This window comes from Cellulomonas sp., from assembly GCF_015234515.1.
Lineage (GTDB): Bacteria > Actinomycetota > Actinomycetes > Actinomycetales > Cellulomonadaceae > Cellulomonas.
This window is the reverse complement of record NZ_JADGMY010000010.1, coordinates 71,797-85,169: the sequence shown is the minus strand read 5'-3', so window position 1 is coordinate 85,169 and position 13,373 is coordinate 71,797. Positions and strand designations below refer to the sequence as shown.

Sequence of the window (13,373 nt, the reverse complement as noted above, 5' to 3'; positions counted from 1 at the left end):
CGCGCCGGAGGAACGGACATCCTCCACCAATCCGTGCACTGCATTCGAGAGGTGTCGAGAACGCCTCTTGTCGAACTGCGTGTCTCACGTCACCTTAGGGGGATGCAGATGGCAGAGATCACTCCGGGGGCGCCCCACCGTGCGCTTCTGTGCAGTGACTTCGCCCTGCACCTGCGTGCGCAGCGAGGTGTCTCGGAGCACACCGTCCGTGCATATGTCGGCGACGTGGAGCATCTTCTTGAGCACGCGGTACGCCATGGCGTCACCCGTGTGGACGAGATCGACATCACAGTTCTTCGCGGATGGTTGGCGGCGATGGCGAATGCCGATCTCAGCCGCGCGACGCTCGCACGGCGCGCGGCGGCCGCCCGCACCTTCTTCACGTGGGCCACCCGCACGAGCCGCGTCGCCGCCAACCCGACGTTGCGCCTCGGCACCGCCCGCGCCGCAGGCACCCTGCCGACCGTCCTGGCCGTCGAGCCCGTCACGCGGCTGCTCGACGCGGCTCGGGAGCGCGCCGCGGACGGCGACCCGGTCCACGTGCGCGACTGGGCGGCGGTCGAGCTCCTGTACGCGACGGGCGTCCGGGTCGGTGAGCTGTGCGGCGCGGACGTCGACGACCTGGACCTCGACGAGCTCACCCTGCGGGTGATCGGCAAGGGGGACAAGGAGCGGGTGGTGCCCTTCGGGCGCCCCGCGTCGCGTGCCGTGCGCACCTGGCTGCGCACGGGACGACCGCGTCTGGCCCGTGACGGCTCGCGCGGCGCCCTGCTGCTCGGCCGTCGCGGCGGGCGGATCGACCAGCGGCAGGTCCGCGCGGTGGTCCACGAGCTGGCAGCGCTGGTCGGTGTGGACGACGTCGCACCCCACGCGCTGCGTCACACCGCGGCCACGCACCTGCTCGAGGGCGGGTCCGACCTGCGCACCGTGCAGGAGATCCTCGGGCACGCGAGCCTGTCGACCACGCAGCGCTACACCCACGTCTCGGCCGAGCGTCTGCGCTCCGCCTTCCAGCTCGCCCATCCGCGGGCGTGACGACCATGACCACCACTCGGGGCGGGGCCCCTTCCCCCTGCCTGACGACGCGCACCACCAGCACAGATACGGAGCCGACGATGCCGGCACTGCATGAGGTCCTCGGTGGCCCCGACACGCGCACGGCGCTGCGCGGCTACGGCCCGGGGACCGCGCCGACCGGTGTCATCCCGCAGCAGCGCACGGCGCTCCCCGAGGGCCTCGCGCCTGCGGTCGCCGCGCCCGCGCCCGAGGTGGTCGAGCAGCAGTCGCCCGTCGACATGGCGTGGGACCGCTTCACGACGACGCACTGCGCCCAGGCCCGTGAGCAGCTCATCCTGAACTACGTGCCCCTCGTGACGGCGGTCGCCGGCCGCATCGGCATGCGCCTGCCGTCGACGGTCGAGCACGCCGACCTGGTCTCGTACGGCATGTTCGGTCTGATCGACGCGATCGAGAAGTACCGCACGGATCGCGCCGTGAAGTTCGAGTCGTACGCGTCGTCGCGGATCCGCGGCGCCATCATCGACGAGCTGCGCGCGATGGACTGGGTCCCGCGCTCGGTGCGCACCAAGGCCCGGGCCGTCGACCGCGCCTACGGCGAGCTGGAGTCGACGCTGCACCGTGCGCCCACCGAGGCTGAGGTCGCGCATCGGCTCGAGCTGCCCGTCAGCGAGCTGCGCGCCGTCTACTCCCAGCTGGCCTCGGTCAACATCGCGGCGCTCGACGAGCTCCTGGCCGGCAGCGACGACCGCCCCGGTGCGGCCACGCTCGCGGACACCCTGGGTGACCGTCGAGCGGAGGACCCGGCCGGCTCGGTCGAGGCGCAGGAGACCAAGTACCTGCTGTCCCGGGCGATCGAGTGCCTGGGGGAGCGTGAGCGGCTCGTCGTCGTCCTCTACTACTACGAGAGCATGACCCTGGCCGAGATCGGTCGTGTCCTCGGTGTCACCGAGTCGCGCATCTCGCAGATCCACACGGCCGCCATGGGTCGCCTCCGTACGCGCCTGCGCGACGCCGAGCACGCCTGACCCCCGCCTCACGGCACCGGCAGCAGGACCACCGGCCCCCGACCGGGCAGCAGTGCCCACGGGTCGACGTAGACGTCGCCCTCGCGTACGCCCCAGTGCAGCGCGGGGCCGCCCGGGACGCCGCCGTGCGCGTCGCCCGCGACCGTGCCGAGCGGGTCACCCGCGACGACGACCGTGCCGGGCGGCAGCGTCGTGCTGACCGGCTCGAGGCTGCTCCTGCGCCCGTCGTGGTGCAGGACCGACACGACGCCACGGCCGACGACCGTGCCCGCGAACGTCACCACCCCGTCTGCCGGCGCGCGCACCTGACCGCCGTCGCTCGCCGACAGGTCGATCCCGCGATGACCGGCGAGCCACGGCTGCGCGGGCGGGTCGAAAGGGCGCAGGACGCGGACTGGCCCGTCGAGCGGGAGGCGGTAGACGGTCGTGACCAGGGGAGCCGTCGGTGCGGGTCCCGCGACGCCCGCGGCGACCCACGTCGCGGCGGCACCCAGGCAGACACCGACCGTCCAGGCGACGACCGACCGGGCGTGACGTCGGGCGGCGCCGGCGAGAGGACGGGAGGGCGGGTGCACCCCTCGATCGTCGTGCTGCGCGCGATGGCATGGTGGAGGGGCGCGGCGAGCTGGGGACGGGCGTGCAGCGGCGGGGGTCTGTGGTCGGGTCGCGCTCCTGCCGCGGGCGACCGTGCGTCCGCGCGGTCCGGGCGCCGGGCGTCGGTGGGCTAGACTGCTCCCACGACCGGCGTGTGTCGGTCGAATTCGCGTGCCACGACCCTGGTCGTCCACGCCGACGTCCTGCGACGTCCGTCCCGCCGTCCGGTGGGTGGAGGTCGTGCGGGCCCGGCGCCGACGGCGGGGCACCGTCCGCAGCGGTCCGGGCCTCGTGCCCGGCGCGGGCGGTGTGCGGCACCAGGGGCACGGCCGCCGGCCGCGCCGACAACCGAGATCGCGGGCCCGGGGGGTCCGCAGGAGCGCGTGCACCTCGCGGTGCGCGCCGGAAGGACGTGCCATGGCCGTCGTGACCATGCGCCAGCTGCTCGAGAGCGGTGTCCACTTCGGACACCAGACCCGCCGCTGGAACCCCAAGATGAAGCGCTTCATCTTCACCGAGCGCAACGGCATCTACATCGTCGACCTGCAGCAGTCGCTGTCCTACATCGACCGCGCGTACGAGTTCGTCTCCCAGACGGTCGCGCACGGCGGGTCGATCCTCTTCGTCGGCACGAAGAAGCAGGCGCAGGAGCCGGTCGCCGAGCAGGCCGCCCGCGTCGGGATGCCCTACGTCAACCAGCGTTGGCTGGGCGGCATGCTCACCAACTTCTCCACCGTCCACAAGCGTCTGCAGCGCCTCAAGGAGCTGGAGCAGGTCGACTTCGACGACGTCGCGGGCTCGTCCCTGACGAAGAAGGAGCTGCTGGTCCTGCGTCGCGAGAAGGACAAGCTCACGAAGACGCTCGGCGGCATCCGTGACATGGCCAAGGTCCCCTCGGCCGTGTGGATCGTCGACACGAACAAGGAGCACCTCGCGGTCAACGAGGCGCGCAAGCTCGGCATCCCGGTCGTCGCGATCCTCGACACCAACTGCGACCCGGACGTCGTCGACTACCCGATCCCGGGCAACGACGACGCCATCCGTGCCGTCCAGCTGCTCACGCGGGTGATCGCGGACGCCGTCGCCGACGGGACGCTCAAGCGTCACTCCGGTGGTGCCGCGGGCGCGCAGGGCACCGACGCCGCAGCCGAGCCGCTGGCCGAGTGGGAGCGCGAGCTGCTCGCAGGTGCCGAGGCCGGTCTGCAGGACCCGGCGCTCGCACCGGCAGCCGTCGAGGCCGCCGCCGAGCAGGTCGGCGACGTCGAGGCCGCCCCCGGCACTCCGACGCCGGACGAGGCAGCAGTCGTGCCTGGTCAGGACGCTGCTCCGGCCGTCGAGGCCGCTGCCGCCGCCGAGGCGCGCGAGGAGGCCGCAGTCGCGCAGGACGCCCCCGTCGAGGAGGCTCCTGCCGAGGCCGTCGCCGAGCCCGCCGCGGCCGAGGACGCCGAGCAGGCCTGACGCCCGGCGCCCTGACGGGCGCCCGGCACGACCCCACGGGTGCGGCGCGGACCACCGCGCCGCACCCGGCATGCCGAGGACGTCGGCATGACGAGAACTCGAGGACGGACGGAAGTCATGGCGAACTACTCGCTGGCAGACATCAAGGCGCTGCGGGAGCGGACCGGCGCCGGCATGCTCGACGTGAAGAAGGCGCTCGAGGAGGCGGAGGGCGACGCCGACAAGGCGCTCGAGATCATCCGCGTCAAGGGGCTCAAGGGCGTCGGCAAGCGTGAGGGACGCTCCGCCTCCGACGGCCTGGTCGCGGCGCACGTCGGCCCGACCGCCGACGGTGAGGGTCAGGTCGGCGTGCTCGTCGAGGTGAACTCCGAGACGGACTTCGTCGCGAAGAACCAGACGTTCATCTCGCTCGCCGACCGCGTGCTCGCCGCAGCCGTCGCCAGCGGTGCCGCCGACGCCGACGCGCTGCTCGCCGCCGAGTCGGACGGCACGCCCGTCCAGACGGTCGTCGACGAGACGGCCGCGACGTTGGGCGAGAAGATCGTCCTGCGCCGCGTCGCCCGCCTCGCCGGCGAGCACGTCGAGGTCTACCTCCACAAGGTCAGCAAGGACCTGCCCCCCCAGGTCGGCGTGCTCGTCGCGACCGACGGCGCGGGTGCCCCGGTCGCACGCGACATCGCGACCCACATCGCAGCGTTCTCGCCGTCGTACCTGTCGCGTGACGAGGTGCCTGCGGACGTCGTCGAGAACGAGCGCCGCATCGCCGAGGAGACGGCGCGCAACGAGGGCAAGCCCGAGGGTGCGCTGCCGAAGATCGTCGAGGGTCGCCTCAACGGGTTCTTCAAGGAGGCGGTCCTGCTGGACCAGGCGTTCGCGAAGGACAACAAGAAGACCGTCGCCCAGGTCCTCGCCGAGGCCGGCGGGACCGTGACGGGCTTCGTGCGCTACCGCGTGGGAGCCTGAGCGCGTGACGACGACGGTGGCCCCGGCCCGCGAGGGCCGGGGCCACTGCCGCACCGGGCGTCCGCGGTCCGCCGGGCGACCCGCACCGAGCCAGCGGCCACGCGCCATGCGGCGCACGAGCGAGGTGGAGGACACGTGAGCGAGCAGCCGTCGTCGCAGGAGTCGCAGCGAGGCACGCCGGACGGAGCGCGCCGGGTCCTGCTCAAGCTGTCCGGCGAGAGCTTCGGCGGCGGAGCCGTCGGCCTGGCCGTCCCCGTGGTCCGCCGGATCGCGAAGGAGATCGCCGCGGCCGTGAACAACGGCGTCCAGGTCGCGATCGTCGTCGGCGGAGGCAACTTCTTCCGCGGCGTCGAGCTGCAGGTGAGCGGTATGGACCGCGCTCGCGCCGACTACATGGGGATGCTCGGCACGGTCATGAACTGCCTGGCGCTGCAGGACTTCCTGGAGCAGGCCGGCGTGAGCACGCGCGTGCAGACCGCCATCACGATGGGACAGGTCGCCGAGCCGTACATCCCGCTGCGAGCCATCCGTCACCTCGAGAAGGGCCGCGTCGTGATCTTCGGCGCGGGTGCGGGGATGCCGTACTTCTCGACCGACACGGTCGCCGTGCAGCGAGCCCTGGAGACCCACTGCCACGAGGTCCTCATGGGCAAGAACGGTGTGGACGGCGTCTACTCGGCCGACCCGCGGCACGACCCGGACGCGCGCAAGCTCGACCACCTGACGTACACCGAGGCGATCGTCGGGGAGCTCGGGGTCATGGACACCTCCGCGCTGAGCCTGTGCCGCGACAACGACGTGCCGATGCGCGTCTTCGGACTCGAGGAGACCGGCAACGTCACCCGTGCGCTCGAGGGTGAGAAGATCGGGACGCTCGTCACGACGAGCTGAGCACCGCGCCGGACGGCCCGCCGTCCGCCACGCCCAGGTCCACGAACCAGACGAAGGAGCACCGGTGATCGACGACACACTTCTCGAGGCCGAGGAGAAGATGGACAAGGCCGTGGAGGTCGCCAAGGAGGACTTCGCGGCGATCCGCACGGGCCGCGCGAACGCCGCGATGTTCGCGAAGGTGTTCGTCGACTACTACGGCTCGCCGACGCCGCTGCAGCAGCTTGCCTCGTTCAACGTCGTCGAGGCGCGCACGATCCTGGTGTCGCCGTTCGACAAGTCGTCGACGACCGCGATCGAGAAGGCGCTGCGCGACTCCGACCTGGGCGTCAACCCCACCAACGACGGCAACGTCGTGCGCGTGGTGCTCCCGGCACTCACCGCCGAGCGCCGCAAGGACTTCGTCAAGCTCGCCAAGACCAAGGCGGAGGACGCGCGCATCTCGATGCGGTCCGTGCGCCGCCGGGCCAAGGAGGAGCTCGACCGCATCGCGAAGGACGGCGAGGCGGGCGAGGACGAGGTCGCCCGCGCCGAGAAGGAGCTCGAGGCGCTGACGAAGAAGCACGTCGAGGTCGTCGACCAGCTGCTCGCCTCCAAGGAGAGCGAGCTTCTCGAGGTCTGATGACTCAGCTCGCCGCACCCCGCAAGACCGGCGCGGGCCGGGATCTCCCGGCCGCTGTGACGGTCGGTGTCGTGCTGCTCGGCGTCGTCGGCGCGTCGCTCTTCATCCGCAAGGAGGCGTTCGCGGCCTTCGCCGTGATCGCGATCGCAGCGGCGATGTGGGAGCTCGCGCAGGCGTTCACGCGGCGTTCGATCCACCTCCCGCTCGTCCCGCTGATCGTCGGCTCCGCGGGGATCCTCGTCTCCGCGTACGTCGCGGGGACCGAGGCGCTGTTCGTCGCGTTCCTGCTGACCGTCGGGGGTGCCGTCGTGTGGCGGGTGCTCGACGGCAGCGGGGAGGCCGCCCTGCGGGACGCGTCGGCCGCGACGTTCGCCGCCGCCTACCTGCCGTTCCTCGGCGGGTTCGTCATGCTGCTGCTCGCCGAGCCCGACGGACCGGCGCGTGTCGCCCTCTTCGTGCTCCTGGCCGTCGCGTGCGACACCGGCGGCTACGTCGTCGGGACGCTGCTCGGTCGCCACCCGCTCGCCCCGTCCGTGAGCCCGAAGAAGTCGTGGGAAGGGCTGCTCGGCTCCCTGGTGCTCACGAGCGTCGTCGGCGTCGTCGGCATCCAGACGGTCTTCCACGGTGAGCCGCTCGTCGGTGCCCTGCTCGGCCTCGGCGTGGTGGTGAGCGCGACGCTCGGTGACCTCGCCGAGTCGCTGATCAAGCGTGACCTCGAGCTCAAGGACATGGGCCGTCTGCTCCCCGGCCACGGCGGCGTGCTCGACCGTCTCGACTCCCTCCTGCTCACCGCCCCCACCGTGTGGGTGCTGCTGACCGTCCTGCAGCCGGCTGCCGGCTGAACGCCCTGACCCCCGAAAGGAGGCGCTGACCGTGAACGCCACCCCCGTACGTCTCCAGCTCACCGCGACCTCCCGCGGTGCACGCGGCAAGCCGCCGCGCCACTTCGTCGACCTCAGCCCGGACGAGCGCGTCGAGGCGGTCACGGCGCTCGGTGAGAAGCCGTTCCGCGCCAAGCAGCTCGCGACCCACTACTTCACGCACCTGACGGCGGACCCGGAGGCGATGACCGACCTGCCGAAGGCCAGCCGCGACGCGCTCGTCGCCGACCTGTTCCCCGAGCTGCTCACCACGAGCCGGACGCTGACGGCCGACCACGGCACCACGGTCAAGACGCTGTACCACCTGTTCGACGGTGCCAAGGTCGAGTCGGTCCTCATGAGGTACGCCAACCGCACGACCCTGTGCGTGTCGTCACAGGCGGGCTGCGGTCTGGCGTGCTCCTTCTGCGCGACCGGGAAGATGGGCCTGCTGCGCAACCTGTCGACCGCCGAGATCGTCGAGCAGGTCCGCCAGGCCGCGCGCGCGCTGGCGGACGGTGAGGTCCCCGGCGGCGAGACCCGCCTGAGCAACGTCGTCTTCATGGGCATGGGGGAGCCGCTGGCCAACTACAAGTCGGTCATGGCGACCGTCCGCCGCCTGGTGGCGCCCGCGCCGGACGGGCTCGGCCTGTCGGCACGCAACGTCACGGTGTCGACGGTGGGCCTGGTCCCGGCCATGGACAAGCTTGCGGGCGAGGGCATCCCCGTGACCCTCGCGCTGTCGCTGCACGCGCCCGACGACGAGCTCCGCAGCGAGCTCGTGCCGGTCAACACGCGCTGGAGCGTCGACGAGGCGCTCGACTCGGCGCGCCGGTACTTCGACGCGACCGGACGCCGCGTGTCCATCGAGTACGCGCTGATCCGTGACGTGAACGACCACGCGTGGCGGGCCGACCTGCTGGGCGAGAAGCTGCTGGCACGCGGTGGGACGGGGTGGGTGCACTGCAACCCCATCCCGCTGAACCCGACGCCCGGCTCGCGCTGGACGGCGAGCGATCCGCAGGTGGAGCGCGAGTTCGTGGCACGCTTGCGCGCGCACGGCATCCCGACGACCATCCGGGACACCCGTGGCAGCGACATCGACGGCGCGTGCGGTCAGCTCGCGGCGGAGGAGGACGAGTGAGCGACGGCATGTTCCGCACGGTCTCCGGGCTCCGGCGCGGCTACGACCCGGACGAGGTCGACGAGTTCTTCTCGCACGCGCGCTCGGTCTACGAGCAGGGGCCCGCGGGCACGATCTCCGGCGCGGACGTGCGCCAGGTGGCGTTCGACCTGGTGCGGGGCGGGTACGTCACCGCGGCGGTGGATGCGGCGCTCGACCGGCTCGAGGCGGCCTTCGTCGCGCGTCACCGGGCGCAGTTCGTCACCGAGCGCGGGCAGGACGCCTGGATGGCTCACCTGGGCGCGCAGGCGCGCACCCTGTACGGGCGGCTCGGCCGACCTGACGGCGACCGCTTCGCGCCGCCGGTGGGGCGCAAGGCCGGGTACGAGCCCGCCGACGTGGACGAGCTGTGCCACCGGCTCGTCGCCTACTTCGACACCGGAGCGCCGCTGTCGGCCGCCGAGGTGCGTGCGACGACGTTCCGGCGCCGCAACGGTCGCAACGGCTACGCGGAGGGACCCGTCGACGCGTTCGTCGCGCGCGCGGTCGAGGTCCTGCTCGGCGTCGAGTGAGCACGCACCGCACCGACCGCGGGAGCCGACGGTGAGCCGGTCCGTCGTCGTGCTCGGGTCCACCGGCTCGATCGGCACGCAGGCGCTGGAGATCATGGCGTCCCGGCCGGAGAGCTTCACCGTCGCCGGGCTCTCGGCGGGCGGTGCCCACGTCGACCTCCTCGTCGCCCAGGCCCGCGCGCACGCCGTGCCCGTCGTGGCGGTGGCCGACCACGCGGCGGCGGCGGTGGTGCGCGACGCGTTGCCCGCTACCCGCGTCCTCGCCGGGCCCGATGCCGCCGCCGAGCTCGCGGGCTCCGGCGCCGACGTCGTCCTCAACGGGATCACGGGATCCGTGGGCCTGCTGCCGACGCTCGCCGCGTTGCGTGCCGGCAGCTGCCTGGCGCTCGCGAACAAGGAGTCGCTCGTCGTCGGCGGTGCGCTGGTGCACGCCGCGGCCGTGCGGCCCGACCAGATCGTGCCCGTGGACTCCGAGCACTCGGCGATCGCGCAGGCCCTGCGGTCGGGCCGGGAGCAGGAGGTCCGGCGCCTGGTCCTGACGGCCTCGGGCGGGCCGTTCCGCGGCTGGTCCGCCGACGAGGTCCGCGCAGCCACGCCGCGGCAGGCGCTGGCGCACCCCACCTGGTCGATGGGGCCGGTCGTGACCGTCAACTCGGCGAGCCTCATGAACAAGGGGCTCGAGCTCATCGAGGCGCACCTGCTGTTCGGTGTCCCGGCCGAGCGGATCGCGGTCGTCGTGCACCCGCAGTCGGTCGTGCACTCGATGGTCGAGTTCGTCGACGGGTCGACGATCGCGCAGGCGTCGCCGCCGGACATGCGGCTGCCGATCGCGCTCGGTCTGGCGTGGCCCGACCGCGTCCCGGGCGCAGCCCTCGCGTGCGACTGGTCCGGGCCGACGTCGTGGACGTTCGAGCCGCTCGCGGAGGACGTGTTCCCCGCGGTGGGCCTCGCGCGCGCCGCGGTCGCGGCGTCGGCGACGCACCCGGCCGTCTACAACGCGGCCAACGAGGAGTGCGTCGAGGCGTTCCTGGCGGGACGGATCGGTTTCGGGCAGATCGTCTCCACCGTGGAGCGCGTGCTCTCGGAGCACGACGGGACCCCTGCCGACGGGCTCACGCTGGAGGCCGTGCTCGCCGCCGAGTCGTGGGCGCGAGCACGCGCCCACGAGGTGCTCGCGGTCGACTGACCCCCCAGCGTCCTGCCCCGGCGCCGTCAGCTGCCGAGGGGGGACGCGACGGCGTCGCACGCACGGCTGCGGCGGTCGGTCCGGCGCTCGGCACGGTCGGACCACGTCGTCAGCCACCGGGCGGCGGTGAACGCGGCCCACCGCACCGGCTCGGGCCCCCACGCGGGCGAGCGGTGACCGACCCACGGCAGCCGTGTCAGCGGGGTGTCGGCGCCCGTGACCAGATCGGCCAGGGTCCGCCCCGCGAGGTTCGCCGCTCCCACGCCGTCGCCCGCGTAGCCCCCGGCCCAGCCGAGCCCGGTGTCGCGGTCGAGGCCGACCGACGGTTGCCCGTCGCGCGGTACGCCGAGCGGTCCGTCCCAGGCGTGCGTCACCGCGAAGGGCGCGACCTGCGGGAAGAGGTCGACGAGCGCGCGGCGCAGGTGCTCGCGCTCCCGCGCTGCGCGGTCGTACGACGGGTCGCCGCCGTTGCCCAGGTGGTACGTCGCCCCGCGCCCGCCGAACGCGATGCGGTCGTCCGCGGTGCGCTGCCCGTGGGCGGCGAGGCGGCCGGCCTCGGTGAAGGTCTGACCGCGGTCGAGACCGATCTGTGCCCACACGTCGGCGGGCAGCGGCTCGGTGGCGATCATGACGGAGCGCACGGGGGCGATGTCGCGACGGGAGTCGGGCAGCTGGGCCGTCCACGCCTCGGTGGCGCGCACGACCCAGCGGCAGCGCGCGGTGCCGCGGTCGGTGACGACCGCGCGCGGGGAGAGGCGCAGGGCGGTCGTGGCCTCGGCGATGCGCGCCCCGCGCTGCTCGACGACGCGCGCAAGACCCCGCACGAGCCGCGCCGGCTGGATGCGTGCGCAGTCGGGGGTCCAGGAGCCCGCGAGCACGCGTGAGGCGCGGACGTGGGTGCCGACGCCCTCGGCGTCGAGCAGGTGCGCCTCGTCGCCCCAGCGGCCCGCCTCGGAAACCTGCGCCGCGACCCGTTCGACCTGTCGTGCCGTGCGGGCGAGGGTGACCGTGCCGCCGAACCGGAAGTCGCAGTCGATCTGCTCGGCGGCGGTCACGCCCCCGACCTCGACGACCGTGTCGCGCATCGCGGCGCGCATCGCCCGGGCGGCGACGGCCCCGTGGCGACGTGCGAGGGCGTCCGGCCCCACCGGGAACAGGGACGAGCACCAGCCGCCGTCGCGGCCGCTGGCGCCGAAGCCCGCCACGTGCGCGTCGACGACCAGGACGTCCAGCGACGGGTCGGCCTCCAGCAGGTAGTACGCCGTCCACAGCCCCGTGTACCCGCCGCCCACGACGACGACGTCGGCGGTGGTGTCGCCGTCGAGCGGCGGTCGCGCACGCGCGGCCTCGGGGTCGTCGGCGACGACCTGCTCCCACCACAGCGACACGTCCGCGACCGTCACACGCGTGTCCCCGCCACGGGCGCCACGGTGCGGCGGTCGCGCTGCGTCATGCAGCCGATCGTGGCGCCGTGCCGCTGTCAGGGCAAGCGGTCCCGGGTCACGATCCGGGGCGACGGCCGGTCCGCGGTCGGGTCACCGACGGTCGGGGGCCGGACGTCCGGCGCGACGGGACGTCTTCCTGGAGGTGACGGTCGCCGCCCCGGGCACGCCCACGCGGCCGATCGTTGCGCCGCCCGGGGGACGTCGCCGGGACGGGGCCGCCGCGGGCGGATGATGGTCCCGGGCGCACGTACCCTGTGCAGCAGGCAGGGGCCGTCCGGCCCGCGGGAGGTGGTTGTCGTGGAGACCCTCGTCGGGGTGCTCGTCTTCGTCGTGGTGCTGCTCGGTTCGATCGCGCTGCACGAGGTGGGCCACATGGTGCCGGCCAAGCGCTTCGGCGTGCGCGTGAGCCAGTACATGGTCGGGTTCGGCCCGACCCTCTGGTCCCGCACCCGGGGTGAGACGGAGTACGGCGTCAAGGCGCTCCCGCTGGGCGGGTACGTCCGCCTCATCGGCATGTACCCCACGGACGAGGCGGTCGGCGCGGCCCAGCCGCGCAACTGGTGGCAGCGTCTCGCCGCCGATGCGCGCGAGGCGAGCGCCTCCGAGATCCGACCGGGGGAGGACCACCGGGCCTTCTACCGGCTGTCCACGCCCAAGAAGCTGGTGGTGATGCTCGGTGGGCCGGTGATGAACCTGCTCATCGCGGTCGTGCTGCTGGTCGTCGCGTACGTCGGCATCGGTGTGCCGGTCGCCGGGACGACCGTCGCGAGCGTCTCGGAGTGCATCGTGGCGGTCGACGCCCCCGCCGGCACCGCCTGCACCGCCGACGACCCGCCGGCCCCCGCCGCCGCTGCGGGCCTGCGCCCCGGGGACCGCCTCGTCTCGTACGACGGCGTCGAGGTCACCTCGTGGGACCAGGTCAGTGGCCTGATCCGCGAGAGCGGCGACCGCACCGTGACGCTCGTCGTGGAGCGCGACGGCCGGCAGGTCGACCTCACGGCGACACCGGTGGTCGCCGAGCGTCCGGTCGCCGACGCCGACGGCATGGCGGTCGTGGACGACGCCGGCGAGATGGTCACGCAGGAGGTCGGTTTCCTCGGCGTGGGCCCCGCGACGGTGATCCAGCGTCAGTCCGTCGGCACGGCGGTCTCGGTCGCCGCGTCGGCGACGTGGCAGACCGCCCAGGTCGTCGTCACGCTTCCCCAGCGGATCGCCGACCTCGTGTCCACGACCGTGACGGGCGGCGAGCGCGACGAGACCTCGATCGTGGGGCCGGTGGGGGTCGGGCGGTTCGCCGGTGAGATCGCCGCGATGGACACCGAGGCCGTCGCCGTGCGGGCCGCCGGCCTGCTGTCGACGCTCGCGATGCTCAACCTCGCGCTCTTCGTCTTCAACCTGCTGCCGCTGCCGCCGCTGGACGGCGGCCACGTCGTGACCGCCCTGTGGGAGGGTGCGCGTCGCCAGCTCGCCCGCCTGCGCGGGGCGGTGCGGCCGCGGCCCGCCGACTCGGCGCTGCTCGTGCCTCTCGCGTACACGGTGTTCGTCGTGCTGGGCGGCGTCGGGCTGCTGCTCGTGTACGTCGACATCGTGAACCCGGTCCGGATCGGCTGACGA

Annotated in this window: 13 protein-coding genes; 11 read left to right on the top strand and 2 right to left on the bottom strand. The window is 73.5% G+C overall.

Annotated elements, in window-relative coordinates; translation table 11 throughout:
* The first annotated feature begins 102 nt into the window (after positions 1-102).
* Together IR158_RS02715 and IR158_RS02710 are read left to right on the top strand one after the other, a co-directional pair.
* Entirely contained in the window at positions 103-1,035 is a 933-nt protein-coding gene (locus IR158_RS02715; RefSeq protein ID WP_366928399.1) for a tyrosine-type recombinase/integrase, read from the top strand.
* A gap of 80 nt (positions 1,036-1,115) precedes the next feature.
* Positions 1,116-2,045 (top strand): FliA/WhiG family RNA polymerase sigma factor, encoded by a 930-nt coding sequence (locus tag IR158_RS02710; protein ID WP_291809170.1) that lies wholly within the window; start codon positions 1,116-1,118, stop codon positions 2,043-2,045.
* Between the two features lie 8 nt (positions 2,046-2,053).
* Here the strand turns inward: IR158_RS02710 and IR158_RS02705 are convergent, their stop codons facing one another.
* Positions 2,054-2,620, bottom strand: coding sequence for a M23 family metallopeptidase (locus tag IR158_RS02705; protein WP_291809168.1), 567 nt, complete (start codon positions 2,618-2,620; stop codon positions 2,054-2,056).
* A gap of 436 nt (positions 2,621-3,056) precedes the next feature.
* On the opposite strand from IR158_RS02705, the gene rpsB reads away from it, so the two are divergent.
* From rpsB to dxr, 8 genes are all read left to right on the top strand, one after another.
* The gene (gene rpsB / locus IR158_RS02700) at positions 3,057-4,097 is read left to right on the top strand and encodes a 30S ribosomal protein S2 (RefSeq protein WP_291809165.1); all 1,041 of its coding nucleotides are present in this window, start codon (positions 3,057-3,059) and stop codon (positions 4,095-4,097) included.
* Positions 4,098-4,214: 117 nt separating this feature from the next.
* Positions 4,215-5,060 (top strand): translation elongation factor Ts, encoded by an 846-nt coding sequence (gene tsf / locus IR158_RS02695; protein WP_291809162.1) that lies wholly within the window; start codon positions 4,215-4,217, stop codon positions 5,058-5,060.
* 135 nt (positions 5,061-5,195) lie between these two features.
* Positions 5,196-5,951, top strand: a complete 756-nt coding sequence (pyrH, locus tag IR158_RS02690; RefSeq protein WP_291809159.1) for a UMP kinase — start codon at positions 5,196-5,198, stop codon at positions 5,949-5,951.
* A gap of 64 nt (positions 5,952-6,015) precedes the next feature.
* Positions 6,016-6,573 (top strand): ribosome recycling factor, encoded by a 558-nt coding sequence (gene frr / locus IR158_RS02685; RefSeq protein ID WP_291809157.1) that lies wholly within the window; start codon positions 6,016-6,018, stop codon positions 6,571-6,573.
* Positions 6,573-7,415, top strand: a complete 843-nt coding sequence (locus tag IR158_RS02680; protein WP_291809154.1) for a phosphatidate cytidylyltransferase — start codon at positions 6,573-6,575, stop codon at positions 7,413-7,415. Before frr ends, IR158_RS02680 begins: the two co-directional genes overlap by 1 nt.
* A 31-nt stretch (positions 7,416-7,446) precedes the next feature.
* Positions 7,447-8,577 carry a 23S rRNA (adenine(2503)-C(2))-methyltransferase RlmN gene (rlmN, locus tag IR158_RS02675; RefSeq protein WP_291809151.1) on the top strand — a complete coding sequence of 377 codons (1,131 nt, stop codon included), beginning with the start codon at positions 7,447-7,449 and terminating at the stop codon, positions 8,575-8,577.
* A complete protein-coding gene (locus IR158_RS02670) occupies positions 8,574-9,128 on the top strand; it encodes a DivIVA domain-containing protein (RefSeq protein WP_291809148.1) in 555 nt (184 codons plus the stop codon). The genes rlmN and IR158_RS02670 overlap by 4 nt, the downstream gene beginning before the upstream one ends.
* 31 nt (positions 9,129-9,159) lie before the next feature.
* On the top strand, positions 9,160-10,314 hold the full coding sequence (gene dxr / locus IR158_RS02665) for a 1-deoxy-D-xylulose-5-phosphate reductoisomerase (RefSeq protein ID WP_291809145.1): 1,155 nt from the start codon (positions 9,160-9,162) through the stop codon (positions 10,312-10,314).
* Between the two features lie 26 nt (positions 10,315-10,340).
* Here dxr and IR158_RS02660 read toward each other — a convergent pair whose 3' ends face one another.
* On the bottom strand, positions 10,341-11,717 hold the full coding sequence (locus IR158_RS02660) for an FAD-dependent oxidoreductase (protein WP_291809141.1): 1,377 nt from the start codon (positions 11,715-11,717) through the stop codon (positions 10,341-10,343).
* A gap of 339 nt (positions 11,718-12,056) precedes the next feature.
* Here IR158_RS02660 and IR158_RS02655 point away from each other — a divergent pair, with 339 nt between their 5' ends.
* Positions 12,057-13,370: an RIP metalloprotease gene (locus tag IR158_RS02655; protein WP_291809138.1), complete on the top strand. Its 1,314-nt coding sequence runs from the start codon at positions 12,057-12,059 to the stop codon at positions 13,368-13,370.
* Positions 13,371-13,373 lie beyond the last annotated feature (3 nt).